Here is a 26,018-nt window from a genome sequence, read left to right on the forward strand (position 1 = left end):
CAGCTCGTGCTCAGGCTTCAGAACGGTTCGCGTTCGTCACCCATGGCCGGCCTGCCCGGCACCGCGGAACACCCCGGCCACCACGGCCTGACGCCGGGGTCGTTCAGCCGACCGGATCGCCGGCGCCGGGGCGTTCGGACGGCGGCAGCTTGCACGCGGGGGTGCCGCCGGGCAGGCGGAAGCGGTTGACCGTGACGAGGTGATAGACGCCCGCGGCGATCCAGCGGAACGGCGGCACCCGGATCAGCAGGCCGAGTGGCCGCCACAGGCCACCCGCATCGATGAGGAGGCGGGCGATCGCCTGCGCGCCGCCGCGTACGCGGCCCCGCTCCACCCAGAGCACCTCGCCGCTCGCGCGTTCGGCGGTCGTGCCGAGCGCCGCCAGGTCCGCCGACTGGTACGGGCTCAGCCGCGCCCTCGTCGGAATGTGCCGCTCAATGAACCGCGCGGAGGCCGTGCAGAAGCCGCAGTCGCCGTCGTACAGCAGGATCGGGCGGATGACCGGCCTCCTCGTTCAGTCCAGCGGCCAGGCGTCCGCGATGATCTGGCGAGTGTCGCGGAGCAGCTGCGGCAGCACGCGGGTCTGGCCGATGACCGGCATGAAGTTGGTGTCGCCGCCCCAGCGGGGGACGACGTGCTGGTGGAGATGGGCCGCGATGCCGGCGCCCGCGACGGTGCCGAGGTTCATGCCGACGTTGAACCCGTGGGCACCGCTCGCCTTGCGCAGCGCGGTCAGGGACCGCTTGGTGAGCAGGGCCAGCTCGGCGGTCTCGGCGTCGTCCAGCTCGGTGTAGTCGCTCACGTGGCGGAACGGGCACACGAGCAGGTGGCCGGAGTTGTACGGGTACAGGTTGAGCACCGCGTAGGCGTACTCGCCGCGCCGGACGATCAGACCCTCCGCGTCGTCCATTCTGGGGATCTCGCAGAACGGGCAGCCGTCGTCCGGGCCCAAACCGGTCGGCTTGCTCTCCCCCTTGATGTACGCCATCCGGTGGGGAGTCCACAGACGCTGGAACTGGTCGGGATCCCCGACGCCGAACTGCTCCTCAGGCTTGGGCTCGGTCATGCCAGAAGCATAGGACCGCCCCGGCCGCCCCGCCCCTTCCGGGTGACCCGGCCAGAGCGGAACGGCCCGTCAGGGGGGATGACTTTTGCGGCGGAATGTGCGGCGGCGCCCGTACGGATGGGACGATTCGTCGATCTAGGTTCGGGGCCGCGGCCGACGATTCGGGCCGCGGTGAGAGAGGGGTACCGACGCGTGAGAACCATCCTCGTGGCCTCTGCGCTCTCACTGGTCATCGGGTTGCTGGTCACGCCCTTGTGGATCCGGATCGTGCGCAGACTCGGTTACGGTCAGATGATCCGCGAAGAGGGCCCGAAGGCCCACCTCGGCAAGCGCGGCACGCCCACCATGGGCGGCACCGTATTGATCGTCGCCGCGCTGGCCGGGTACGCGATCGCGCACCTGGCCACGCTGACCCGCCCGACCGCGTCCGGCATGCTCGTTCTGTTCCTGATGGCGGGCCTCGGCCTGGTCGGCTTCGTGGACGACTACATCAAGGTCTTCAAGCAGCGCAGCCTGGGCCTGCGCAGCGGCGCGAAGATGATCGGCATCCTCATCGTCGGCGTGATCTTCGCGCTGTCGTCGCTGCGGTTCCCCAACCGCTACGACATCACCCCCGCCACCACCCACCTGTCGTTCCTGCGCGACTTCGGACCCTCCATCGGGCCCTGGTTCTTCGTCCTCTGGGCACTCGCCATGATCGCCGGCACGTCCAACGCGGTGAACCTCACCGACGGCCTGGACGGTCTCGCCGCCGGCGCGGTCGGGATGATCCTCGGCGCGTACATCCTGATCAGCGACAGGCAGCTCCGCGGCAGTTGCACCATCGCGCTCCGGTCCGACTGCTACACGGTCCGCGACCCTCTCGACCTCGCCGTGGTCGCCGCCGCCGCGCTCGGCGCGCTGATCGGCTTCCTGTGGTGGAACGCCCCACCGGCCATGATCTTCATGGGTGACACCGGGTCTCTCGCGCTCGGCGGCGTCATCGTCGGCCTCGCCCTGAGCACACAGACCGAGATACTCCTGGTCATCCTCGCGGGGCTGCCGGTGATCATCACGCTGTCAGTGATCACCCAGGTCGGCTCCTTCAAGCTGACGGGCAGGCGCGTCTTCAAGATGGCGCCGCTGCAGCATCACTTCGAGCTCTCCGGCTGGGCCGAGACCACCATCGTGGTGCGGTTCTGGCTGATCTCGGCGCTCTGCGTGGCCACGGGCCTGGCCCTGTTCTACCTCGACAACCCCCACTTTCTGCTTCCGCTCTGACCGAGCGAAGCGAGGGAAACCGAAAGCACGCCCCTATCGGTCACACCCTCCGACGAAGGAGGGCCCATGACCGTGGCCGGGCCTCTGGCCGCACGCGGCGGCGGCCAGAGGCTCACCGGTCTCAGATCTGCACGCGCTCCTCGACGGCCTTGACGATCTCCTCGATCGCGTCGGCGACGGGAACGCCGTTGTTCTGCTCGCCGCTGCGGTAGCGGAACGACACGGCGCCCTTGGCCACGTCGTCGTCGCCCGCGAGCAGCATGTACGGGATCTTCTGCTTCTGCGCGTTGCGGATCTTCTTCTGCATCCGGTCGGAGGAGGTGTCGACCTCCACCCGGATGCCGCGCTCGCGCAGGCGGGCGGCGACCTGCTCCAGGTACGCCACGTGGTCGTCGGAGATCGGGATGCCCACCACCTGCACCGGCGACAGCCAGGGCGGCAGCGCGCCCGCGTAGTGCTCCAGCAGGATGCCGAAGAACCGCTCGATCGAGCCGAACAGCGCCCGGTGGATCATCACCGGGGTCTTCCGGGTGCCGTCGGCGGCCTGGTACTCCAGCCCGAAGCGCTTCGGCTGGTTGAAGTCGACCTGGATGGTGGACAGCTGCCAGGTGCGGCCGATCGCGTCCTTGGCCTGCACGGAGATCTTCGGGCCGTAGAAGGCCGCGCCGCCCGGGTCGTCGACCAGCTCCAGGCCGGACTCCTCGGCGGCGTCGCGCAGAGCGCCGGTGGCCTCCTCCCAGTCCTCGTCCGAGCCGATGAACTTGTCGGAGTCACCCCTGGTCGACAGCTCCAGGTAGAACTCGCTGAGCCCGTACTCGCGGAGCAGGTCGAGCACGAAGCTCAGCAGGCTCTTGAGCTCGTCGCTCCGCTGCTCGAGGGTGCAGTAGATGTGCGAGTCGTCCATGGTGAAGCCGCGCACGCGGGTGAGGCCGTGGGCCACGCCGGACTTCTCGAACCGGTAGACGGTACCCAGCTCGAACAGGCGCAGCGGAAGCTCCCGGTACGACCGCCCGCGCGCCTTGAAGACCAGGTTGTGCATCGGGCAGTTCATCGGCTTGAGGCGGTATTCGGCCTCGTCCATCTCGAAGGGCGGGAACATGTCCTCGCCGTACCAGGGCAGGTGCCCGGAGGTCTCGAACAGCCCGCTCTTGGTGATGTGCGGGGTGGAGACGAAGGAGTATCCCGACTCCTCGTGCCGCTTGCGCGAGTAGTCCTCCAGCGCCTTGCGGACGATGCCGCCCTTGGGGTGGAAGACCGGGAGGCCGCTGCCGATCTCCGACGGGAAGGAGAACAGGTCGAGCTCGGCGCCGAGCCTGCGGTGGTCGCGCTTCTCGGCCTCCTCCAGCAGCTTCAGGTAGGCGTCCTGCCGCTCGCGCGAGTCCCATGCGGTGCCGTAGATCCGCTGGAGCTGGGCGTTCTTCTCGCTGCCGCGCCAGTACGCACCCCCGGTGCGCATCAGCTTGAACGCCGGGATCACGCGGGTGCTGGGCACGTGGGGGCCGCGGCACAGGTCCTTCCAGCGCGGCTCGCCGGTCTTGGCGTCCAGGTTGTCGTAGATGGTCAGCTCTCCCCCGCCGACCTCGACGCTCTCCTCGTCTCCGGCGGCGCCCTTGAGGCCGATCAGCTCGAGCTTGTACGGCTCGTCGGCGAGCTCCTCGCGAGCGCCGGCGTCGGTGACGACCCGGCGGGAGAAGGACTGCCCCTGCTTGACGATCTCACGCATGCGCTTCTCGATGCGCTTGAGGTCTTCGGGCTGGAACGGCTGCTCGACGTCGAAGTCGTAGTAGAAGCCGTTCTCCACCGGCGGGCCGATGCCCAGCCGGGCCTTGGGGAACAGCTCCTGCACGGCCTGGGCCATGACGTGCGCCGCCGAGTGGCGGACGATCGCGAGGCCCTCGTCGGAGCCGATCTCGATGGGCTCGACGACGTCGCCGTCGGCGAGGACGTACGCCAGGTCACGGGCCTGCCCGCCCACGCGGGCCGCGATGACGGTGCGGCCGTCGGCCTCGAGCGCCTCGCCCGCAGTGGTGCCTGCCGCCACCACACGCTCGTCTCCGCCGAGGGTGATGCGCAGTTCAGACACGGAATCTCCTCGATGGTCAGGGATATCGACATCGAATGCTACCGACTGTGCGCCGGCGCGGGACGCCTCATGCTCCATGGTCAACTTCCTCGTGTCGGCGAGAGCGACCACGGGACGCGACGAGGCCCCGGGATCGCTCCCGGGGCCTCGTCGTCGCGTCAGGTCAGTGCGCGCGGTCGATGCGCCGGGGCGTCCCCGGCGTCGTCGTCACATGCGCGCCTGGCATGTTCCCCAGGGTAACCGATCCGGTCGGCGCGCGCCCGCCATAAACGCCTTCCGTCGCCGGTCCCGTCCGGGCGCACGTGCGGGACACCGGTGGCGGACGGTAAGCTGGGTGCCGCGAAGGGGAGTAGTCCCGCTCGCCGGCCATCGACATACTGGAGCGCTCGCTCCCGGTGCCCGGGCCCCTCAGGGGTGGACGAGACCTTCGGCCAATGGGTGACGTTCGTCGCCGTGGGCCGAGGTCTCTTTTTCGTCTCACGGCAACATGATCGATGGGAAGTTCATGCTGCACGTGGTGATCCTGCTGGCGTGTGCCGTCGCGATCTACCTTTCCTGTGAATGGTTCGTCAACGCGGTCGAGTGGCTCGGACTGCGCCTGAAGATCGGACCGCTCGCCGTCGGCACGGTGCTGGCCGCCTTCGGCACCGCCCTGCCCGAGAGCGTCGTCACGTTCGTGGCGGTCGTCTTCGGCTCCGGATCCGAACAGAAGGACATCGGGGTCGGGGCGGCCATGGGCGGTCCGCTGGCCCTCGCCACGGCGGCGTACGGCGTGACCGGCTTCATGCTGCTGACGCGCCGCCGCAAGGTGACCTCCGGAGCGCCGGACCGCGCCCCCGACGAGCACGGCGGTGGTGGGGACGTCGGCGACACGCGGAAGCTGGCCCGCGACCAGCAATGGTTCCTGGCCATCTTCGTGGTGAAGGTGGCGCTCGGCCTGGTCGCCTTCGCGTACAAGCCCGTGCTCGGGCTGCTCTTCTTCGCCGCGTACGGCGTCTACTTCTGGCGTGAGCTGCGCGCCGACCCGGCCGGCGAGGACGACGCGGTCGACGTCGAGCCGCTGCGCCTGCAGCCGCGCCGCACGACCCCGGCCACCTGGGCGGTCGTCACCCAGGCCGTCGTCACCCTGGTCGTCATCTTCGTGGCCTCACAGCTGTTCGTGCACTCGCTGGAGGCGATCGGCCCGATGATCGGCCTGCCCGCGGCGGTGACCGCGCTGCTGCTGTCCCCGATCGCCACCGAGCTGCCCGAGATCATGAACGCCATCATCTGGGTCCGCCAGGGCAAGACCCACCTCGCCCTGGCGAACATCAGCGGCGCCATGATGATCCAGGCGACCGTCCCCTCGGGCCTGGGCATCCTGTTCACGTCCTGGCGCTTCGACGGCCCGCTGCTGCTGTCCGGGGTCGTCACGATCATCGCGATGCTGTTCTTGCTGGTCGCGCTGAACTCGGGCCGCTTCACCGGCCGTACGCTCACCTGGGCGGCGGCCTTCTACGGGGTGTTCGCGGTCTGCCTGATCCCGATGCTGGCGTAAGGGCCTGGCCGTCAGGACTTGGCGATGCGGCTGCGCACCTCGTCCATGTCGAGGTCGCGCACCTGCTCGATCAGGTTCTCCAGAGCGGGCTCGGGCAGCGCGCCGGGCTGGGCGAAGACGATGACACCGTCACGGATCGCCATGATCGTGGGGATCGAGGTGATGTCGAACCGCGCGGCCAGCTCCTGCTCGGCCTCGGTGTCGACCTTGCCGAAGACGATGTCCTCATGCTTGTCGGCGGCCCGCTCGTAGACGGGTGCGAACATCTTGCACGGGCCGCACCAGCTCGCCCAGAAATCGACCAGCACGATGCCCTCGCCGGCCGCCGTCTTGTCGAAGTTCGCGGCGGTCAGTGTGGTCGTGGCCATCTCGTCAGCTCCTCGGCTCGTAGCGCTGCGGCACGCGGCGCGTGCCGCACATGCGAGAACAGCCCGGCCCTCCGGCTCATTCCGCACCACCCGGGCACGGCGCCGTTCCGGCCGCCGCGCCGTGTCCGGCCGCCGCGCGGCCGGGCTCCGGCGCGAGGCGCCGGAGCGGCCGGCAGACACGCACATGCGGTCGGGCATCGCAACGGGAGACGGCCGGCCCGGCCACTCTAGGCCACCGTCGGCCTGTTCCGAAGCTGTCCGGGACACAGGGTTCGGCTCTCGCGGGTCGCCGATGGACCTGCTCCGAACGGGCGTCACGCCGCACCGACCGCTGCTCCATGTCTGCCGGCCTTTGCGCTGATCAGCAGGTCAGCAGCACAGCGAGGAGCTGCTCTTGGTCGTCGCGGAGGTGTCGGTGGAAGCGGAGGCGGAGACGGCCCCGACGGCGCCGAAGGCGACGAGCCAGCCGACGAGCGCCAGCAGGATCAGGGCGAGGCCCTTACGCAGGTGTGACATTCTTTTCTATCCTTTCGTGTTGTTCTGTCACTTTCTTGTAGAGGCGAACGGGATGCCAAGTCAAGAATCGCTGGGCGAACGGATCCGTAACCTGCGGCTGCGAAGGAACATGTCGCAGGCGCAGCTCGCGTGGCCGGAACTCTCCGACAGCTATGTGTCACTCATTGAAAGCGGCAAGCGGACACCCGCGCCCAGCATGGTGGCTCTCCTCGCCCGCAAGCTCGACTGCTCCGCGGCCTATCTGACGACGGGGGTCACCGAGGAGGCGATGAACGGGCTGCAGGAAACGCTGCGGTACGCCAAGATCGCCCTGGAGAACGGCGCCACCGAAGAGGCCCGCGTGCGCTTCGCCGAGGTTCTCACCCACCCGGCCCTCGCCGACCTGCCCGCTCTCGCGCACGAGGCGCGCTGGGGGCACGCCCTCGCGCTGGAGGCGACCGGCGACCTGGACGAGGCGATCGTCGAGCTCAACCGGACCGCCGAGCTGACCTCGCCGCACTCCGACGGCGACCGGTGGGCCGAGTTGCACATCGCCCTGAGCCGCTGCCACCGGGAGCGTGGGGACTTCGCCATCGCCATCGACGTCGGCGAGGCCGCGTTGCGGAGCCTGTCCGACACGACCGGCCAGTGGTCCGACTCCATGGTCATGCTCGGCGCCACCGTTCTGGCCGCGTACATCCTCCGCGGAGACCTGGCGTACGCCAACCAGTTCGCGCAGAGCCTCATCGACCGCGCCGAGGCCATCGGGAGCCCGAAGGCGCTCATGGCGGCGTACTGGAACGCGGGCTTCGTCGCCGAGTCCCGCGGGGAGTACGACCACGCGCTCAGGCTCGCCGAACGGGCCATGGCGCTGCTCGGCGAGGAGGACGACCCGCGCAACCTCAGCCGGATCCGCAACGCCTACGCCATCTTCCTGCTCGACGCCCACCCCGAGCGCGCGGAAGAGGCCAAGGACGTGCTCCTCAAGGCCGCGCGCGAACTCGGCGCCAGCTCCGCCAGCACGGTCGACCTGAGCCTGAACTACACCGTCCAGGCGCGCGCGGAACTCCTGCTCGGCCGCCCGGTGGAGGCGGCCGAGCTGGCACGCCGCGCGCTGGACCTGCTGGAGAGCCCCGGCGGCATCACGACCGCGAACGCCTACATCGCGCTGGGTGATGCGTACGAGCGCATGGGGCGGCACGAGGAGGCCGTGATGGCCCTCTCACAGGCCGGGGAGTACCTGGAGAAGCTGGACGCGCATCGTCCGGCCGCCCGTGCGTGGTTCGGCCTGGCCGAGCTGCTGGGCGCGGCCGGCCGGCCCGACGGCCAGAAGGCCGCCTTCCAGCGCGCCCTGTCCTGCATGGACCTGTAAGGACGTCGCCCCCGCCCTCCCCCTCACCTCAAGGAGTCTCCGACCGCACAGGATCTTCGACGAGGCCGCCCCAGGCCCGCCCTGCGCACAGAACCCGGACGCGCGGTTCCCCGGATGGAACCGCGCGTCCGCGCGTTGCGTCTCTGATCTTGTACGCTCATCCAGACTTTCTGGATGGACGCTGAGAAATGCCTGAAAATCGGAGGGGCAACGTGAAGGTCAAGCGGCTTCGTACGGCGGCCGTGGCGGGCATGGCGCTCGTGCCGGCACTCCTGGGACTCTCGGCCTGCGGCCACTCCCACCACCACGTGGTCCACCACCACGTCGTCGTGCATCACCACGTGGTCCACCACCACGTCGTCCGCCACCACTGACCGGCCGTCCGACGGGGCCCGCCGCCCGGGCCCCGCTCCGGCGCCCGATCCCTCATCCTGACCGATCACACTGACCGTCCTTGTGCGGCGGTCCTTTACGCGGCGCGGTTTTCTCCGGTAAAGCGCCTGATCACGCCGGAACCGGCGGCCATGACGAACCATGACGAAGGCCACCGTGCAGACCGGTGGCCTCCTCGTTCTCCGGGTTTCTAAGCGCGGTCCCGGCGCAGCTGGTCCAGGCGGCGGAGGATCACGCCTTCGCGCAGCGCCCACGGGCACACGGCGGCCTCGGCGACGTCGAGGAGGTCCATCGCGGCGTCCGCCACGATCGCGCCGGCCGGGAGCTGCGGCGCGCGCCCCGGCGAGACTCCCGGGAGCTCCGCGCGTTCGGCGGCCGTCATCGACGGCAGCCGTTCGGCCCATTCGGTGACCTGCTTGTGGGACAGCGCGCGGCGGACGAGCGGTCCCTGGTTGGCGGGGGCCGCGCCGGCGATGCGGGAGAGCTGCCGGAACGTCTTGGAGGTCGCCACGGCGTGGTCCGGTGCGCCGTACCGCATCACCCCGCCGACCTCGCGGGCGATCGTCGTACGGACGTGCTTGCGAAGCCGGCGCACCTCCTCGGCCGACGGCGGATCGGCGGTGAGCCAGTCGCGGGTGAGGCGGCCGGCGCCCAGCGGCAGGGACACGGCCGCGTCGGGCTCCTCGTCGGCGCCGGAGGCGATCTCCAGCGATCCGCCGCCGATGTCCAGGACGAGCAGCCGCCCCGACGACCAGCCGAACCAGCGCCGCGCGGCCAGGAACGTCAGGCGCGCCTCGTCCTCCCCGGACAGCACCGGGATGTCGATGCCGCTGTGGTCGCGGATGTCGCCGAGGACCTCCTCGCCGTTGACCGCCTCGCGGATCGCCGAGGTCGCGAAGGCGACGACCTCCTCGACGCCCTTGTCCTCGGCGACGCGGAGTGCGTCGTCGATGAACGCGCGCAGCCGGTGGGCGCCCACCTCGGACAGCCGGTCGCCGTCCTCCAGGTGCGCGGCGAGCCGGAGCTCGTTCTTGTGCGAGAAGGCCGGCAGCGGCGCCGCGCCCTGGTGTGCGTCCACGACCAGCAGATGCACGGTGTTGGAGCCCACATCGAGGACACCGAGTCTCATGCGTCAGACGCTACCGGTTCGCCGAGTGCCCTTTTCAGCAGATGTCGCCATCCTCCCCGCCCGGCGCCGGCGGTCACGGCAGCCACGACACGTGTCCGTGCAGGAGGGTGTACCCGACGAACGTCACGCCGTCGATGAGCGTGTGCGCGACGATCAGCGGCGTGGCGCGGCCCCAGCGCTGGTAGAGCCGGCCGAAGATCACACCCATGACGACGTTGCCGGCGAAGCCGCCGAAGCCCTGGTAGAGGTGGTACGAGCCGCGCAGCAGCGCGCTGACCGTCAGGGCGCGGCCCGGCCGCCAGCCGAGCTGGGAGAGCCGGTGCAGCAGGTATCCGGCGACGAGCACCTCCTCCAGCACGCCGTTCTGCGCGGCGGCCAGCAGCAGCACGGGGATGCGCCACCACACCGGCGGGAGCTGGGCGGGCACGACGGTGAGGTTCGCGCCCGCGTGGTAGGCGATCAGGTACAGCGCCAGCCCGCCTCCGCCGATCACCGCGGCCAGCACGGCACCGCGCACGGTGTCCCGCACGGGCCGGGTCCGGTCGACGCCGAGGGTGGCGAGGGACTCCCCCGAGCGCACCAGCAGGTACGCCACGAGGGCCACGGGCGCCACCGCGATGGCGATGTTGAGCAGCTGGAAGGCGAGGTCGATCCAGGGACGGCCGGGTGCGAGGGAGCCGACCAGCAGCGCCTTCTGCCGGCCCAGCGGCTTCGGCGCCGTGAGGGAGGCGATGAGCTGCAGCAGCGCGCTGACGCCGCTGGCTCCGAGCGAGAGGGCGAAGACCACCCAGATCTCGGCGGTGAGCAGCCGCCGGCTCAGCACCGGCGCCTCCGGCGCCTCCGGGGTCAGCGTCACGCCGTCCACCGGGCGCCGGGGCGTGGTCGACGATCAGCGCGGGGCCGCGGCTCGGCCACGACCGGCGGGACGGTACAGGTCACAACGCGCACCGTAGCAGCAGGTCAGGGCAGCCACCGGGGATCGCGCTTCTCCAGGAAGGCGGCGATGCCCTCTTTGGCCTCCTCGGAGCCGAAGCGCTCGGCGGACAGCTCCGCCATCCGGGCGAAGCCCTCCTCGACCGTCAGGGCCGGAACCTCGCGCGGCAGCCGCTTGGCGATGGCCAGGGCCTCCGGGGCGCCGCGCAACAGCATGCCGGTGTAGTGGGTCACCGCGGCGTCCAGCTCGTCGGCCGGGACGGCCCGGTTGATCAGGCCGATCTCCTGGGCACGCCGTGCGTCGAAGACCTCTCCGGTGAGGAAGTACTCGGCCGCCGCACGCGGGTCCATGCGCCGCAGGCAGGTCACCGCGATCATGGCGGGCACGACGCCCAGGCGCACCTCGGTGAAGGCGAACGTCGCGGTGTCCGGGGCGACGGCGAGGTCGCAGGCGGTCACCAGGCCGAGCCCGCCCGCCCGCGCCGGGCCGTTGAGGCGGGCCACGACCGGCTTGGGGCTGTCCCAGATGAGCCCGACGAGGCCGGGCACGTCCGGCGGCGGCTCTCCGGCCGACTGCTCCTTCAGGTCGGCGCCCGCGCAGAACACCGTGCCGGTGCCGGTCAGCACGATGACGCGGACACCGTCGTCGCCGAGCGCGGTCGTCAGCGCCTCACGCAGCTCGGCGACCAGCCGCCGCGACAGCGCGTTGCGGTTGCGCGGCGAGTCGAGGGTGACGGTCGCCGTGCCGCCCTCCTCGGCGTACCGGACGAGGGGATCCATGGCTACTCCTCCGTGACGACGGCGAGGACCGTGCCGGTCTCGACCTGGGCTCCCACCTCGGCGTGCAGCGCGGTCACCACGCCGCTCGCCGGGGCGAGGATCTGGTGTTCCATCTTCATCGCCTCCAGCCACAGCATCGGCCGGCCGCGCTCGACCGTGTCGCCCTCGCTCACCGCGACCCGGATCACCGAGCCGGGCATGGGCGCGAGCAGGGTGCCGGGCGCCACCTGCTCGGCGGGGTCGGGCAGGCGCTCGACCCGCGTGAACGTCACCGCGCCGAGCACCGAGTCGACGTACACCCCGTGCCCGTGCCGCGCGACCGTGAACCGCAGGCGTACGCCGCCGGCCGTCAGCACGACCGCGTCCGGCGAGGCCGAGACGAGCGAGACGTCCTCGTGGCCCTCGGCGACCAGGCCCGTACGCGTGAGGCGGTAGGCGACCTCGTGGACGGTCCCGGAATCGTCGAAGGCGACGCGCTGCGGCTGTGAGGGCACGTTGCGCCAGCCGCTCGGCAGGCCGCCCAGCACGGTCGCGTCCGCGCGGTTGGCGGCGGCCTGGGCGAGCGCGGCGGCCAGCGCGGACAGCCGTACGGTGCCGGCGTCGGCGCGGCGGCCCGTGGTGTCGTGCCGGTCGAGGAAGCCGGTGTCGGTGGCGCCGGCGAGGAACGCCTCGTGCCGGAGCGTGGCGACGAGCTGGTCGCGGTTGGTCACCGGGCCGTGGACGCGCGTCCCGGCCAGGGCGGTGGCCAGGCGCCGGGCCGCCGCCCCGCGGGTGGGCGCGTACGCGATCACCTTGGCGAGCATCGGGTCGTAGTGGGTGGAGATCACGCTGCCGGCCACCACGCCGGCGTCCAGCCGCAGCCCGTACGAGCCGGGCACGCGGAACTCCGCGTCCACGCCGGGGACGGCGAAGGTGTGCAGCGCGCCGCTGTGCGGCCGGTACCCCTCCGCGGGGTCCTCGGCGTAGAGCCGGGCCTCGATCGCGTGGCCGGAGGGGCGCGGCGGGTCCTTCAGCGCGGCGCCCTCGGCCACCTCGATCTGCAGGGCCACCAGGTCGACGCCGTACACGCACTCGGTGACCGGATGCTCGACCTGCAGGCGCGTGTTGACCTCCAGGAAGAAGAAACCGCCGTCCGGGGCCAGCATGAACTCCACGGTGCCGGCGCCCTCGTAGCCGATGGCGCGGGCGGCCGCGGCGGCGGCCTCGCACAGGCCCTGCCGCAGCCCGGTGTCGACCGCGGGTGAGGGCGCCTCCTCGATCACCTTCTGGTGGCGGCGCTGGATCGAGCACTCCCGCTCCCCCAGCGTCCAGACCGTGCCGTGGGAGTCGGCGAGCACCTGGACCTCGATGTGGCGGGCGCCGGTCAGCAGGGGCTCGCAGAAGACCGCGGGGTCGCCGAACGCCGACTCCGCCTCGCGGCGCGCCGACTCCAGCGCCCCGGCCAGCTCCGCGGCCTCACGTACGATCCGCATGCCGCGTCCGCCACCGCCCGCCGACGCCTTGACGAGCACCGGGAAGCCGGTGATCCGCTCCGGGTCGAGGTCGGGCAGCACGGGCACGCCCGCGTCGCGCATGAGCCGCTTGGCCTCGGTCTTGAGGCCCATCGCCGCGATCGCCTTCGGCGGCGGGCCGACCCAGGTCAGGCCGGCGGCGAGGACCGACTCGGCGAACGCCGCGTTCTCGGACAGGAAGCCGTACCCCGGGTGGACGGCGTCCGCGCCGGCGGCGCGGGCCGCGTCGAGGATCGCCTTCTGGTCCAGGTACGTCTCGGCCGGCGACGCGCCGGGCAGGCGCACGGCGCGGTCGGCCTCGGTCGCGTGCGGCAGTGCGGCGTCCGGGTCGGAGAACACCGCGACGGTCTCGATGCCGAGGTCACGGCAGGTACGGAAGATCCGGCGGGCGATCTCGCCCCGGTTGGCCACGAGCAGTCTGGAGATCATTCGCTCAAATCCTGAAGACGCCGAAGCCGCCCGCCTGCGCGGCAGGCTCGGCGGCGCTGTTGATCGCGGAAAGGCACATCCCGAGGACGGTACGGGTGTCGCGCGGGTCGATCACGCCGTCGTCGTACAGCCGCCCGGACAGGAAGAACGGCAGCGACTCCGACTCGATCTGCGCCTCGACCATCGCGCGCATCTGAGCGTCGGCCTCCTCGTCGAAGGCCTGGCCGCGCGCCTGCGCGGCCTGGCGGCCGACGATGGACAGCACGCCGGCGAGCTGTGCCGGGCCCATGACCGCCGACTTCGCGCTCGGCCAGGTGAACAGGAAGCGCGGGGCGTACGCCCGGCCGCACATGCCGTAGTTGCCCGCGCCGTACGAGGCGCCCATGACGACGGTCAGGTGCGGCACCCGGCTGTTGGACACCGCGTTGATCATCGTGGCGCCGTGCTTGATGATGCCGCTCTGCTCGTACTCGCGGCCGACCATGTAGCCGGTGGTGTTCTGCAGGAACAGCAGCGGGGTGCCGGTCTGGTTCGCGAGCTGGATGAACTGCGCGGCCTTCTGCGACTCCGGCCCGAACAGCACGCCGCGCGCGTTGGCGAGCACGCCGATCGGATAGCCGTGCAGGGCCGCCCAGCCCGTGACGAGGCTGGTGCCGTACAGGGGCTTGAACTCGTCGAAGTCCGAGTCGTCGGCGATCCGGGCGATCACCTCCCGCGGGTCGAAGGGGATCTTCAGGTCCTCCGGGACGATGCCGAGCAGCTCCTCCTCGTCGTACCGCGGTGGCCGTACGGGCAGCGGCGCGCGACCGCGCTTGCGCCAGTTGAGCCGGGCCACGATCCGGCGGCCGATCCGCAGCGCGTCGTACTCGTCCGCCGCCATGTGGTCGGCCAGGCCGCTCGTGCGGGCGTGCATCTCGGCGCCGCCGAGCTCCTCGTCGCCGGACTCCTCGCCGGTGGCCATCTTCACCAGCGGCGGGCCGCCGAGGAAGACCTTGGCGCGGTCCTTGACCATGACCACGTGATCGCTCATCCCGGGCAGGTACGCCCCGCCGGCGGTCGAGTTGCCGAAGACCAGGGCGATCGTCGGGATCCCGGCGGCGGACAGCCGGGTGAGGTCGCGGAAGATCCGGCCGCCGGGGATGAAGATCTCCTTCTGCGTGGGCAGGTCGGCGCCACCGGACTCGACCAGGTTGATCAGCGGGAGGCGGTTCTCCAGCGCGATGTCGGCGGCGCGGAACGTCTTGGCCACGGTCCAGGGGTTGCTGGACCCGCCGCGTACGGTCGGGTCGCTCGCGACGATCACGCACTCGACGCCCTCGACCACGCCGATGCCGCTGACCAGGCTCGCGCCCACCTTGAAGTCGCTCCCCCAGGCGGCGAGCGGCGACAGCTCCAGAAAGGGCGAGTCGGGGTCGATGAGGAGCTCGATGCGCTCGCGGGCGAGGAGTTTGCCGCGGGCGCGGTGCCGGTCGACGTACTTCGGACCGCCCCCGGCCACGGCCTTGGCGTGCTCGGCCTCGAGCTCGGCGACCTTGGCCAGCATCGCCGCCCGCCGCTCCGCGTACGCGTCGCCGGCCGGGTCGAGCGCGCTGGTGAGAACCGTCATCCCTCATCCTTCGTCGTCACCGGGTCCGAGGTGGGCCCGTGATCGAGTATGGCCAAGCGCCGTGCGCCGGAAAAGATCGCGCTCCGATGAGACGGGTCTCATTCACGATCCGGGCGTCAACTTCGGTTGACAGAGCTGAGGCTGTCAACCTATGTTGACACCATGAGCGATGGAGTACAGCTCGCCCAGGAGGCGAGCAGCCGTGACCCGGCGGTCGGGCTGCGGGCGGTCCGCGCGTTGCGCGAGCTCGCCGAGCGGCTCGAGGCGCTGCAGGTCGGCAACGCGCGCGACCAGGGATGGTCCTGGCAGGAGATCGCGGTCTGCCTCGGTGTCAGCCGGCAGGCGGTGCACAAGAAACACGGCGGCGGCCGGCGGATTCTCGGTAAGGAGCGGTAGGGATGTTCGAGAGGTTCACCAAGGAGGCCCGCGCGGTCGTGGTGCGGGCGCAGGAGGAGGCCCGCCGGCTGCGCGCCCCCTTCATCGACACCGAGCATCTCCTGCTGGGGATGCTGGAGGCCGGCGGCGGACCGGGCGCCCAGGCGCTGCGCGACCGGGAAGCCGACCCGGCCGAGCTCCGCCGGCGGATCGCCGGCGTCGTCGGAGGCGACGATCTGGACCCGGACGCCCTGGCGACGCTGGGGATCGACCTGGACGAGGTGCGCCGGGCGACCGAGGCGGCCTTCGGCCCGGGCGCGCTCGACGTGCGCAGCCACAAGCCGCCCAGGCAGGGCCACATCCCGTTCGGCAGGCGGGCCAAGAAGGTCCTCGAGCTCTCGTTGCGCGAATCCCTGCGGCTCGGCCACAACCACATCGGCACGGGCCACCTGCTGCTCGGCCTCATCCGCGAGGGCGAGGGCCTGGCCGCGCGAGTGCTCGTGGACTCCGGCGTCGAGCTCGCCGCCCTGCGCGACGACGTCATCCGCCTCATCTCCTCCGAGGCCGCCTGACCCCCCGCTCGAGACGGCGGGGCGTCCTGGCAGACTGCCGTCCGATGCGGGCGATTCACGACAATGACGAACTGGCGGCGCTGTGCGCGGGTGACACGCTGTGTCTCTGGGCGGCCCAGGGCCTCGACGGGCGCGGACGCGCCTGGGCCAGTGACGACGGGGACGCGGTCGCCGTCGCCGGTCACGCCATCTCCCGCCGGGACCGGATCGCGGTCCACGGGCCGGCCGGCGCCGCCGTCCCCTTGGTCGAACGCGTCCTGGCCGAGGTCGGGCCGAGCTACCGGCCGCTCGGGGACCCCGGCCTCATCCGCGCGGTCGTCGCCGGGGTGCCCGCGCTGGCCGCGACCAAGGGGTTCGGCTGGATGGAGACCACCGAGGCGCCCGCCGCGGCCGGCGCCGCCCGGTGGCTCGGCGCGCGGGAACTGCCCGAGGCCACCGCGCTCCTCGACGCCGCCTTCCCGGACTCCGACGCCCGGCCCGGGATCGGTGAGGACGAACGCTGGGCGGGAGTCCGGGACGACGCGGGACGGCTCGTGGCCCTGGCCGCCATCGTCTGGCCCGCGCCGTCCGTCGGCCTGATCGCCGGGGTCGCGGTGCACCCCGACGCCCGTGGCCTGGGGCTCGGCCGTACGGTCTGCGCGTTCGTCACCGCCGAGGCCGTGGCCCGGCACGGCACGGCGGCCCTGATGGTGGACGAGTGGAACCGCACCGCCGTACGCCTCTACGAGGGGCTCGGCATGCGGTACCGGCCGCTGCTCGCCGCCCACGTCCGGGAGGCCCCGGCGCGGAGCCGACCGCGCCGCGGGTTCGTCATCGGGCAGGACCCGGGCCCGACCTGAGGCGTACGCGACGACCGCCCGTTCACCGACTTCAGGCGGTCGTCAGGCGACCCGCGCGTGCCTAGCGTCGATCTCATGATCGAGGCACAGGCGCTGACCAAGCGCTATGGCGGCAAGGTCGCCGTTGACGAGCTGTCGTTCACCGTACGGCCGGGGCAGGTTACCGGCTTTCTCGGGCCGAACGGCGCCGGTAAGTCCACCACCATGCGCATGATCGTCGGGCTGGACCGCCCGACCCGCGGAAGCGTGACGGTGGGCGGCCGGCCGTACCGTGACCATCCGGCCCCGCTGCGGGAAGTGGGCGCGCTGCTGGACGCGAAGTCGATACACCGGGGGCGTACCGCGCGCGTTCACCTGCTGGCGCTGGCGCAGACCCACGGCATGGCGCCGTCGCGGGTGGATGAGGTGCTCGCCCTGGTGGGCCTGGAGGAGGTGGGCCGCCGGCGGGCGGGTGGCTTCTCCCTGGGCATGAGCCAGCGGCTCGGGATCGCGGCCGCGCTGCTCGGGGATCCCGCCGTGATCGTGCTGGACGAGCCGGTCAACGGGCTCGACCCGGACGGCGTGCTGTGGATCCGTACCCTGCTCAAGAGCCTGGCCGCCGACGGGCGGACCGTGCTGGTCTCCAGCCACCTGATGAGCGAGATGGCGGTCACGGCCGAACACCTGGTGGTCATCGGCCGCGGCCGGCTGCTCGCCGACACCACGGTCGATGAGCTGATCGCGCGGCTCGGGGTCGGCAGCGTCCTGGTGCGGTCCCCGCGCGCCACCGAGCTGCGCGATCTGCTCATCCGCCATCGGGCGAGCGTCACGGCGCCGGAGCCGGGGCTGCTGCGGGTCAGCGGGCTGGCCGCCGAGACGATCGGTGACCTCGCCCTCGCTCAGGGGCTCGCCGTACACGAGCTCGTCCCGCAACGCGCCTCGCTGGAGCAGGCGTACATGGAGCTCACCCGCGACGCGGTGGAGTACCGCGAAGAGGAGAGGAACGGGTCGTGAAGGTCACTCTTCCCCGCGTCGTCCACGCCGAGTGGACGAAGCTGCGCGCGCTGCGTTCCACCTGGATCGTCCTCGGTACCACGGTGATGCTGGTCGTCGGCCTCGCCGCGGCGACCGGCTGGTCCCAACACCGCGACATCGTCGCGCACGGGACATCGCTGAGCACGGCCGACGCGGCCGGCGGCGCGTTCCTCGGCATCGACCTGTTCGTACTGGTCATCGGGGTCTTCGGTGTTCTGCTGATGACCGGCGAATACGGCTCGGGCCTGATCCGGGCCACGCTCGCCGCCGTGCCCCGGCGGCTGTCCGTGCTGCTGGCCAAGGCGACGGTCCTGATCATGGTTACGGCTCCGGTCATGCTGGTGGCCTGCCTGGCCGCGCTGTTCGTCAGCCAGGCGTTCCTCGGCGCCGACGGCGCGTCGCTCGGCGACCCCGGCGTGCTGCGCGCCGCCCTCGGAGCGGCGGCGGCCCCGGTGGCGGTGGGCCTCCTCGGTCTGGGCATCGGAGCGGTGCTGCGGCACACCGCCGCCGCGATCACCACGCTGGTGGCGGCCCTGCTGGTCCTGCCGGCGCTGATGCCGGTCGCCCTGCCCCGTGCGGCGCGGGACGCCGTGCTCCCGTACCTGCCCACCACGTCGAGCCAGGCCATGTACGCGCTGGACGACGGCAACCCGTTCAAGACGTTGTCCCCGGGCGCCGGTGCCGTGGTGCTGGCACTGTGGGTCGTCGTGGTGCTCGCGGGTGCCGCCGCCGTGCTCCTCCGCCGGGACGCCTGAACCTACCGTGGTCGCCATGGAGTCCGTCCGCTCGGTCGTCCGGCGCCACCCGTGGGGAGCCGACGCCGGCCTGGCACTGCTGTTGGCCCTGATGGGGGCACCGGCGACGGCCGCGCGCGACCCCGGCGTCGCCGGCTGGCCGATCTTCGTCCTGATATTCCTCCCGCTGGTGTGGCGCCGCCGCGCACCGCTGGTGGTCTACTGGACCGTCTTCCTCACCTGGGTCGCGGCCAACGCCACGGTCGACCTGCCCGGCTCGGTGCTCGCGCTGCCGGCCGTCCTGTACGCAGTCGCGCGGTACCGCCCCCGGCACGCCCTCTGGCCGGTCCTGGCCGCGGTGGAGATCGACCTGGCGGTCACCTGGCTGCTGGGCCACCAGTCGGGAGCCACCGTGATCCAGGCCAACGCCGTCGCCGCCACCGCCGTGCTGCTCGGGATGAACCTCCGCACACACCGGGCGTACCTGGCGGCGCTGGAGGAACGCGCCCGCCGCCTCGAACGCGAACGCGACCAGCAGGCCCGGCTCGCCGCCGCCGCCGAGCGCACCCGCATCGCGCGGGAGATGCACGATATCGTCGCCCACAACCTGGCCGTCATCGTGGCGCTCGCGGATGCCGCGGCGCTCACCACCATGACGGCGCCGCGGGGCGCGGCGGACAAGATGGAGAAGGTCGCGGCGACCGGGCGGGAGGCGCTGGGCGAGATGCGTCACCTGCTCGGCCTGATGCGGGAGGGACGGGAGGCGGCGCCCTCCGTCCCGGTGCCCGAGCCATCCGGGCCGGCGCTCGTCCCGCAGCCCGGTTTCGACGACATCGACCAACTGCTGGACCAGGTGCGCGCCGCGGGCCTGCCGGTGGTCCTCACGCGCGAGGGCGAACCCGGCAGGTGGGGACCGGGCGCGGGCCTCGCGGTCTACCGGATCGTGCAGGAGGCGCTGACCAACACCATCAAGCACGGTGGCCCGGGAGCCGGCGCACACGTCCGGCTGCGCTACACATCCGCCGGCGTCGACCTGGAAGTCACCGACGACGGTCCGCACCGGCCGGGCCGGGCACGGCCGCCGGCCGACGGACACGGCCTGGCCGGAATGGCCGAGCGGGCCGCCTCCTACGGCGGCAACGTGGAGGCCGGCCCGCTGCCGGACGCCGGCTGGCGGGTGCGCACCTCCCTGCGGTTCGGTGATGCGGCGTGAAGACCCGGCTGCTTCTGGTGGACGACCAGCCACTGCTACGGCTCGCGTTCCGCACCGTCCTGGAACTCCAGCCGGACATCGAGGTGGCCGGTGAGGCCGGTGACGGGGCCCAGGCCGTCACCATGGCCCGGGCGCTGGAACCCGACGTCATCGTGATGGACGTCCGGATGCCCGTGATGGACGGCGTCGAGGCCACCCGCCGGATCGTCGCTTCCGGATCGCCCGCTCGCGTCCTCGTCCTGACCACCTTCGACCTGGACGAGTACGTGTACGCCGCGCTGCGCAACGGCGCCAGCGGGTTCCTGCTCAAGGACGTGCCGCCGGCCGACCTGCTCGGCGGCGTCCGCGCGGTCGCCGCGGGCGACGCGGTCGTGGCGCCGAGCGTGACGCGCCGCCTGATCGACAGGTTCGCCGCCCATCTGCCCGCCCCGGACGCCCCGCCCTCCGCGCCCGGCGACCGGCTGCGCCACCTGACCGAGCGGGAACGCGAGGTACTGATGGAGGTGGCCCGCGGCCGTTCCAACGCAGAGATCGCCGAACGGCTCGTGGTCGCGGAGGCGACCGTCAAGATGCACGTGGGCCGGATCCTGGCCAAGCTCGCGCTCCGCGACCGGGTCCAGGTCGTGGTGTTCGCCTACGAGGCCGGCCTCGTACGCCCCGGTGAAACGTCCTAGTGTCGCGAGGCCGGCGCGCGCCGATGGGGGTCACTGCCGCGCGCGCCAGTAGCCGCAGAACATGATGCGCTCCTTGGGGAGGCCGGAGGCGACCCAGTACCGGCGTACGCCGGTGGCCAGTGCCTGTTCGCCCGCGACCCAGCCGTACGCCGGCTCCTCGGGCGGGCGCAGGGCGAGCGCCTCGCGGTAGGCGAACTGCCCGGCGGGCAGGCCGGTGCCGGCGCGCGGGAACCAGGCGACCTTCACACCGGGTGGGCCGGTGAGTTCCTGGCGGTCGGCGTCGTCCGGGATCTCGACGATGGCGTGGCCCTGAGTGTCGTGGGGCAGGCCGGCGAGAATGCCGGCGACGGCCGGGAGGCCGGTTTCGTCCGCGACGAGTGCGACGTTCCGGGTGCCGGGCGGAGGGTTGAAGCCGACGCCCTCGTCGAGGATGCCGACCGGGTCGCCGGGCCGGCAGGTCTGCGCCCAGGTGGAGGCCGGACCGGCGGTGCCGTCGTCGGCGCTGCCGTGCAGGACGACGTCGACGTCGAGTTCCGGCCCCTCGGGCCCGTCCGGCCGATGGGCGCGCACGCTGTAGTTGCGCAGCACGGGACGGACGTTCTTCGAAACGGTCAGGGAACGCAGATAGGAAAGTGTGTCGAGCTTCTTGGGCGCTCCGGTGAGCGACCCGCCGGCCACCGGCAGGAACAGCCGGAACCACTGGTCGTAACCCATCGGCACGAAGCGGTCGATGTCGCCGCGCCCGAGCGTCACCCGGGCGAAGTTCGCGGAGATTCGCTCACGCCGCAGCACGTGGAGGGTGAGCAACGCGGCGGAGGCGGGCCTGACCCTTGTGGACCTGATGTTCGTACGCGCCATGGCGGTGGTCCTCCTCGACGGTGACGACGGCCGTGCCGGTTCTTGCGCCTGTCGGCGATCAAGAAAACTAAGGTAAGCCTTACCTAATGCCTGGCGCCATACTCCATCGCGAACATGTTCCGGGGCGGGGCGCGGAACCGACCGGGCCGGGCGGCCTCGGCTGCGGACCGAACCGATTCACCGAGGCCGTGGAATGGCCGCGGAACCGTTTCGCCGGAAGAAAAACGGCGGATAGGTCACACACGCCATCAGAGAACACACTTGACCTGTTTGTCCCGATAAGATGCCGCCACGACTTTTTATTAAGGAAGGTCGAGGGGGATCGCCATTCACGGCGAGGAGCGGGGAGGGTGAGCGTGACCGGCCACGAGCCTGACGACGATCCGAACGCGGACCCGCCGCCGGAGGATCCCTGGGCGTTCCCTCCTCCACCGCCGCCCGCCGGCTGGGGCCGCGGCAACGCCTCGCCGCCCGTCGCTCTCCCGCCGTGGGCCGCGCCGCCCGTCCCGCCGCCTGGTCCGGCGCAGCCCATGCCGCCGCCCGCCGGAGGCGGGCAGGGCGAGGAGGCCGCGGGCGAGACGGCGTTCGCCGGCGACGCCGACCCGTGGCGGATCCCGCCGCAGCCCCGCTGGGACCCGGCCCACGAACCTCCGCCGACCCAGCACACGGTGAACGACGTCCCGGCCCCGGAGACCGCTCCCGGCGACCGGGCGCCCGCGTACGAGCCTCCCCCGGCACCGGAGCAGGCCCTCCCGGCGTCCCAGGAACCGCCCGCCACGATCTTCGACCTGCCTCCGTCGGCGACCAGCCGCTCGACGCCGCGCCCGCCCGGCTCCCGGATGCCCGCCGGCGGGTACGGTGGCCCGGCCTACGACCCGACGCAGCAGTGGCAGCCGGGCGCCCCGCCGACGATGTACGACGAGCCGTGGCGCCGGGACGCGCCGCAGCGCAGCCGCCGGACCATCCGCCTGAAGCCGATCCTGCTCACGGTGGCCGGCCTGGTCGTCGTCGCGCTCATCGCCGGCGGCGTGGTGTTCCTGACCGGACGCGGGCCGCTGCACCACACGACGACCGGGCCCGCGGCGCAGCTCGCCGGGGCGACGTTCGCGCCGGACCCCGCCGCCAAGGCCGACGGCCACGACCAGGAACTGCTCGGCGTGGCGTCGGCCGGCTCCATCGTCGTCGCGGTCGGCGGCGAGACCGAGACCGCCGACTACCGCGGAGAGTTCCTGGTCTCCAGCGACGGCGGGCGGTCCTTCCGCCTCGCCGACGTCCGTACGCCCGACGGCGCCGAGCCCGGGTACGGCGACACGCCGCGGGTGATCGCCGGTTCGGCCGGCGCGTGGGTCGCCCTCGGCGGCTCGCACGCCGGGACCGCGGTCTGGACGAGCCGCGACGGCCGGACCTGGATCCGCCAGCCCGACTCGACCGGCGCGGTCTTCGGCCGGGACAAGATCACCCGAGTCGCCCGCACCGCGAGCGGCTTCGTCGCCGTCGGCGACACCTCGCAGAAGGGCGACTACAGCGACGCGGTCCCGGTCGTGTGGCTCTCCTCCGACGGCCGGCAGTGGGAGCGGCTGGGCAACGACCAGCTGAAGATGTCGCTGCCGGGCGGTCCGCTCTCGCTGATCGACGTCGCCGCGCACGGCAACGTCGTCATCGCGTACGGCTGGGCCACCAACGGCAAGGGCCAGATCGTCAAGGACGGCGTATGGCGCTCGTCCGACGGCGGCCGTACGTGGGCCTCCGTCGACATACCGCATCCGAAGGGCACCGCGGGCCCGGGCATCGCCATCGCGGCCACGCCCACGGGGTTCATCGCGGGACGGAACGCCCACAGCAAGTCCGAGCAGTACGGCGTCGTGCTCACGTCGGCGGACGGGAACAGCTGGCGGAAGGCCGGCGAGATCCACCTGCCCGGGTACGGCGGCCTGCAGCGGCTCGCGTCCTCCGACCGGGGCCTGGCCGCCGTGATCGGCGGGGACAAGAAGGTCCTGATCGCCCGCAGCCCCGACGGTGGCACCTGGCAGAACGGCGGTGACGTGCCGGTCTCCTCCGGCCGCACGATCGAGGGCGTGGCGGTGACCGCCGGCGCGACGATCGTCGCCGCCCGCGAGGACGACGGGCAGGACACCGACGCCGTCCTCGCCGTACGCGACACGCTGGGCCAGGAGCTTCCGGTCGACGTGTCGGCGATCCCGGGCGCGGTACGGCCGGACCAGACCGTGACGTCCGTCGCGACCTCGCCCGACCTGCGGGTCGCCGTCGGCGGCACGAACGGCGACGGGGCCGTGTGGACCTCGCCCGACGGCTCCCGCTGGACCCGCGCGAGCGACACGGGCGGTGCCCTGGCACGGCCCGGCAAGCAGCGGCTCGTCAACGTGGCCTCGGGCGCGGCGGGCTGGGTCGCCGTCGGCTACGACGGCGACCGGCCGCTCGCGGCCACCTCGCCGGACGGCACGAGCTGGCACTCGGCCGCCGGGTTCGACCCCGGCTCGGGCCACGCCGCCACCTACGCGGCCGCCTATGGCAAGGCCGGATACGTGATCGTCGGAGAGTCGGGCTCCTCGGCCGGCACCTGGGTCTCCTCCGACCTGAAGTCCTGGACCCCCGGCAGCGGCGGCGACCTGGAGGGCACGAAGACGGCGAACCGCTGGATGCGGGGCGTCGTCGCCGGGGCGTCCGGCTACGTCGCGGTCGGCGGTGTCAGCGACCCGTCGGTCAAGGACGCGCCGCAGGGCCGCCCCGCCGTCTGGACGTCATCCGACGGCGTGAAGTGGACGCTGAAACAGCTCCCGCAGCCGTCCGGGACCCTGGAGGGGTGGTTCGACCACGTGGCGGCCCGCGGCAGCCTTCTCGTGGCGATCGGCACGGCCGCCACCGCCTCCGGCCGTACGGCGTTCGCCTTCGTCTCCTCCGACGGCGGCGCGTCGTGGCAGGAGGTCCGGCTGCCGAAGGCGGGACAGGACGGTGCCGACTCCAGTGACCGCAACTCCACCGCCACCGCTCTGACCGCCACGTCGCACGGTTTCGTCATCGCGGGCGCGGCCGGGCGCACCGGGCGCACGGACGTGGTGCTGTGGACCTCGGCGGACGGCCGCTCGTGGGCGGCGCAGACGCCGCAGGGCATCGGGCTGTCCGGCCGCGGCGACCAGTGGCTCACCGGGCTGGCCGCGGCCGGCACCGAGCTGCTCGGCGTCGGGATCAGTGCGGATCATCGGGGCGAACAGCCGACGCTGTGGCGGCGGCCCGTGCCATGAGCGAGCGCAGCGAGCGAATCGACAAGCACAGCGCCCTGGCCACTCCTCCGACGAAAGGAGGGCACATCAGTCATACTTCCGGGAGTCCCATCGCTGTCAAGCCCCTCACCGTGAGCGCCTCCTACCCCCGGGAACGCCTTTCGTGACGCGCCTGGAACGGACCCTCCTCGCCGCGGTCGCGTCGCTGCTGTGCCTCGCGGCCTGTGCCGGCGTGCGCGTGGCGGCCGGCGGTGACGGACCACACCGCGACCTGGCGGCGGCGCCGAAGGCGGATCCGGCGGTGTTCCCGACACGCGTCATGCCGCTGGGCGACTCGATCACCGACGGCCTGCAGTCGCTGGGCGGCTACCGCAGCGACCTGTGGCAGTACATGAGGGCCGACGGGATGAAGGTCGACTTCGTCGGCTCGCGGTCCAGCGGCCCGCCGCAGCTCGCCGACCGCGACAACGAGGGCCATCCCGGCTGGCGCATCCACCAGCTGACCGCCCACGCGCGCGCCTGGCTGCTGGAGTACCGGCCCGACGTCGTGCTCCTGCAGATCGGCACGAACGACGTCATCCAGCGCCGGGACCTGCGGGCCGCGCCCGCGCGCCTGGCCGCGCTGATCGACCTGGTCACCACGACGGTGCCGTCCGCGCAGGTGTACGTCGCGACGATCACGCCGCTGGCCGCCAAGGCGAGGGAGGCGCGGGCCCGCGCCTTCAACGCCGCGATCCCGCCGATCGTCGCGGCCCGGGCGTCCGCGGGCCGCCACGTCCACCTGGTCGACATGCACGCGGCGCTGGGCAAGGGCGACCTGTTCGCCGACGGCATCCACCCGACGAACGGCGGCTACGCGAAGATGGCCGCGCGCTGGTATTCGGCCATCACCGGCGAGCCGCTGACCCGGTGGGAGGCGGAGTCACCGTCGTACGCGACGGTCAGCGACGGAGAGCGGCTGGAGACGGCGAACGCCTCCGGCGACGGCAAGGTCGGCTACCTGGCCGGGGCGGGCAGCTTCCTGCAGTTCACGCTGGAGATGCCGCAGACCGGTCGCTACCGGCTCTACGTACGGGCGGGCAACGGCACGGGCGAGCCGTGCGAACAGCGGCTGACCGTGAACGGCCGGGCCGGCGGACGGCTGCGTTACCCGGCGTACGGCTGGGACCGCTGGACCATCACCGCGGCCGACGTCGCCCTGAACGCCGGCCGCGACACGCTGCGCCTCACGCGGGCGACCTGCAGCGCCGAGATCGACGCCATCGCCCTCGCCCCCGCGCGCTAGCCGGTCTCAGCCGGCCCGCAGGACGCGGAAGGGAGCGTCGAGGGCGGCGGACCACCACTGGTCGCCGGTCAGGTGCTCGATCAGGCCGAGGACATGGTCCTCGGTTCCGGGCTCGGGAAGATCGCTCTCCTCCGGCAGCGGATCGCCCTCGTCCCGTACGCACTCGCCCTCCACGTACAGGAGTTCGCGCGCCTGACGGTCGCCGACGGGCGCGTCATGCAGCAGCAGACCTGAAACGTTCCATCCCATCGGC

At 72.4% G+C, this 26,018-nt stretch carries 25 protein-coding genes; 13 read left to right on the forward strand and 12 right to left on the reverse strand.

Translation table 11 applies throughout. The annotated features are described in order from the left end of the window. Nucleotides 1-103: 103 nt before the first annotated feature. Nucleotides 104-499 (reverse strand): thiol-disulfide oxidoreductase DCC family protein, encoded by a 396-nt coding sequence (locus tag ABEA10_RS46385; protein WP_345475215.1) that lies wholly within the window; start codon nt 497-499, stop codon nt 104-106. A 15-nt stretch (nt 500-514) separates the two neighbouring features. Continuing rightward, a complete protein-coding gene (locus tag ABEA10_RS46390) occupies nt 515-1,066 on the reverse strand; it encodes an HIT family protein (protein WP_329261730.1) in 552 nt (183 codons plus the stop codon). 192 nt (nt 1,067-1,258) lie between these two features. On the opposite strand from ABEA10_RS46390, the gene mraY reads away from it, so the two are divergent. Continuing rightward, complete coding sequence (gene mraY, locus ABEA10_RS46395) at nt 1,259-2,326, forward strand: phospho-N-acetylmuramoyl-pentapeptide-transferase (RefSeq protein WP_345475090.1); 1,068 nt, start codon at nt 1,259-1,261, stop codon at nt 2,324-2,326. A 121-nt stretch (nt 2,327-2,447) separates the two neighbouring features. Here mraY and thrS read toward each other — a convergent pair whose 3' ends face one another. After that, on the reverse strand, nt 2,448-4,433 hold the full coding sequence (thrS, locus tag ABEA10_RS46400; RefSeq protein WP_345475216.1) for a threonine--tRNA ligase: 1,986 nt from the start codon (nt 4,431-4,433) through the stop codon (nt 2,448-2,450). Nucleotides 4,434-4,896: 463 nt separating this feature from the next. On the opposite strand from thrS, the gene ABEA10_RS46405 reads away from it, so the two are divergent. After that, nucleotides 4,897-5,946: a sodium:calcium antiporter gene (locus ABEA10_RS46405; protein WP_345475091.1), complete on the forward strand. Its 1,050-nt coding sequence runs from the start codon at nt 4,897-4,899 to the stop codon at nt 5,944-5,946. 11 nt (nt 5,947-5,957) lie between these two features. Here ABEA10_RS46405 and trxA read toward each other — a convergent pair whose 3' ends face one another. After that, nucleotides 5,958-6,314 (reverse strand): thioredoxin, encoded by a 357-nt coding sequence (trxA, locus tag ABEA10_RS46410; protein WP_345475092.1) that lies wholly within the window; start codon nt 6,312-6,314, stop codon nt 5,958-5,960. Nucleotides 6,315-6,683: 369 nt separating this feature from the next. Then, nucleotides 6,684-6,830 carry a hypothetical protein gene (locus tag ABEA10_RS46415; protein ID WP_329261719.1) on the reverse strand — a complete coding sequence of 49 codons (147 nt, stop codon included), beginning with the start codon at nt 6,828-6,830 and terminating at the stop codon, nt 6,684-6,686. Between the two features lie 52 nt (nt 6,831-6,882). Between ABEA10_RS46415 and ABEA10_RS46420 the strand changes: the two genes are divergently transcribed. After that, nucleotides 6,883-8,181 carry a helix-turn-helix domain-containing protein gene (locus ABEA10_RS46420; protein ID WP_345475093.1) on the forward strand — a complete coding sequence of 433 codons (1,299 nt, stop codon included), beginning with the start codon at nt 6,883-6,885 and terminating at the stop codon, nt 8,179-8,181. A 188-nt stretch (nt 8,182-8,369) separates the two neighbouring features. Continuing rightward, nucleotides 8,370-8,555 (forward strand): hypothetical protein, encoded by a 186-nt coding sequence (locus ABEA10_RS46425; protein ID WP_329261713.1) that lies wholly within the window; start codon nt 8,370-8,372, stop codon nt 8,553-8,555. A gap of 209 nt (nt 8,556-8,764) precedes the next feature. Here ABEA10_RS46425 and ABEA10_RS46430 read toward each other — a convergent pair whose 3' ends face one another. From ABEA10_RS46430 to ABEA10_RS46450, 5 genes are all read right to left on the reverse strand, one after another. Next, nucleotides 8,765-9,703, reverse strand: coding sequence for a Ppx/GppA family phosphatase (locus ABEA10_RS46430; protein WP_345475094.1), 939 nt, complete (start codon nt 9,701-9,703; stop codon nt 8,765-8,767). A 73-nt stretch (nt 9,704-9,776) separates the two neighbouring features. Then, nucleotides 9,777-10,559, reverse strand: coding sequence for a CPBP family intramembrane glutamic endopeptidase (locus ABEA10_RS46435; protein WP_345475095.1), 783 nt, complete (start codon nt 10,557-10,559; stop codon nt 9,777-9,779). Nucleotides 10,560-10,663: 104 nt separating this feature from the next. Continuing rightward, a complete protein-coding gene (locus tag ABEA10_RS46440; RefSeq protein ID WP_345475096.1) occupies nt 10,664-11,416 on the reverse strand; it encodes an enoyl-CoA hydratase-related protein in 753 nt (250 codons plus the stop codon). Nucleotides 11,417-11,418: 2 nt separating this feature from the next. Beyond that, nucleotides 11,419-13,356 (reverse strand): acetyl/propionyl/methylcrotonyl-CoA carboxylase subunit alpha, encoded by a 1,938-nt coding sequence (locus tag ABEA10_RS46445; protein ID WP_345475097.1) that lies wholly within the window; start codon nt 13,354-13,356, stop codon nt 11,419-11,421. Nucleotides 13,357-13,360: 4 nt separating this feature from the next. Then, nucleotides 13,361-14,962, reverse strand: coding sequence for an acyl-CoA carboxylase subunit beta (locus tag ABEA10_RS46450; RefSeq protein ID WP_329261699.1), 1,602 nt, complete (start codon nt 14,960-14,962; stop codon nt 13,361-13,363). A gap of 162 nt (nt 14,963-15,124) precedes the next feature. On the opposite strand from ABEA10_RS46450, the gene ABEA10_RS46455 reads away from it, so the two are divergent. The 7 genes from ABEA10_RS46455 to ABEA10_RS46490 all read left to right on the forward strand — a co-directional run bounded on the left by ABEA10_RS46455 (nt 15,125) and on the right by ABEA10_RS46490 (nt 20,383). Next, nucleotides 15,125-15,358 carry an RNA polymerase subunit sigma-70 gene (locus ABEA10_RS46455; protein WP_329261696.1) on the forward strand — a complete coding sequence of 78 codons (234 nt, stop codon included), beginning with the start codon at nt 15,125-15,127 and terminating at the stop codon, nt 15,356-15,358. 2 nt (nt 15,359-15,360) lie between these two features. Next, nucleotides 15,361-15,909, forward strand: coding sequence for a Clp protease N-terminal domain-containing protein (locus ABEA10_RS51475; protein ID WP_425551054.1), 549 nt, complete (start codon nt 15,361-15,363; stop codon nt 15,907-15,909). Between the two features lie 44 nt (nt 15,910-15,953). Next, nucleotides 15,954-16,748 carry a GNAT family N-acetyltransferase gene (locus tag ABEA10_RS46470; RefSeq protein WP_345475098.1) on the forward strand — a complete coding sequence of 265 codons (795 nt, stop codon included), beginning with the start codon at nt 15,954-15,956 and terminating at the stop codon, nt 16,746-16,748. 75 nt (nt 16,749-16,823) lie between these two features. Then, nucleotides 16,824-17,741 carry an ABC transporter ATP-binding protein gene (locus ABEA10_RS46475; protein WP_345475099.1) on the forward strand — a complete coding sequence of 306 codons (918 nt, stop codon included), beginning with the start codon at nt 16,824-16,826 and terminating at the stop codon, nt 17,739-17,741. After that, complete coding sequence (locus tag ABEA10_RS46480; protein WP_345475100.1) at nt 17,738-18,517, forward strand: ABC transporter permease; 780 nt, start codon at nt 17,738-17,740, stop codon at nt 18,515-18,517. The genes ABEA10_RS46475 and ABEA10_RS46480 overlap by 4 nt, the downstream gene beginning before the upstream one ends. 16 nt (nt 18,518-18,533) lie before the next feature. After that, entirely contained in the window at nt 18,534-19,709 is a 1,176-nt protein-coding gene (locus tag ABEA10_RS46485; RefSeq protein ID WP_345475101.1) for a sensor histidine kinase, read from the forward strand. Continuing rightward, nucleotides 19,706-20,383 (forward strand): response regulator, encoded by a 678-nt coding sequence (locus ABEA10_RS46490; protein WP_345475102.1) that lies wholly within the window; start codon nt 19,706-19,708, stop codon nt 20,381-20,383. The genes ABEA10_RS46485 and ABEA10_RS46490 overlap by 4 nt, the downstream gene beginning before the upstream one ends. A gap of 30 nt (nt 20,384-20,413) precedes the next feature. Here ABEA10_RS46490 and ABEA10_RS46495 read toward each other — a convergent pair whose 3' ends face one another. Then, nucleotides 20,414-21,241, reverse strand: a complete 828-nt coding sequence (locus tag ABEA10_RS46495) for a siderophore-interacting protein (protein WP_345475103.1) — start codon at nt 21,239-21,241, stop codon at nt 20,414-20,416. Between the two features lie 350 nt (nt 21,242-21,591). Between ABEA10_RS46495 and ABEA10_RS46500 the strand changes: the two genes are divergently transcribed. Continuing rightward, a complete protein-coding gene (locus tag ABEA10_RS46500; protein ID WP_345475104.1) occupies nt 21,592-24,501 on the forward strand; it encodes a beta propeller repeat protein in 2,910 nt (969 codons plus the stop codon). Nucleotides 24,502-24,643: 142 nt separating this feature from the next. Next, a complete protein-coding gene (locus ABEA10_RS46505) occupies nt 24,644-25,765 on the forward strand; it encodes a GDSL-type esterase/lipase family protein (RefSeq protein WP_345475105.1) in 1,122 nt (373 codons plus the stop codon). Nucleotides 25,766-25,771: 6 nt separating this feature from the next. On the opposite strand, the gene ABEA10_RS46510 is transcribed toward ABEA10_RS46505, so the two are convergent. Beyond that, on the reverse strand, nt 25,772-26,014 hold the full coding sequence (locus ABEA10_RS46510; RefSeq protein ID WP_345475106.1) for a hypothetical protein: 243 nt from the start codon (nt 26,012-26,014) through the stop codon (nt 25,772-25,774). Nucleotides 26,015-26,018: the final 4 nt, after the last annotated feature.

It is taken from the genome of Actinoallomurus oryzae (genome assembly GCF_039541955.1).
GTDB classification, from domain to species: Bacteria; Actinomycetota; Actinomycetes; order Streptosporangiales; family Streptosporangiaceae; genus Actinoallomurus; species Actinoallomurus oryzae.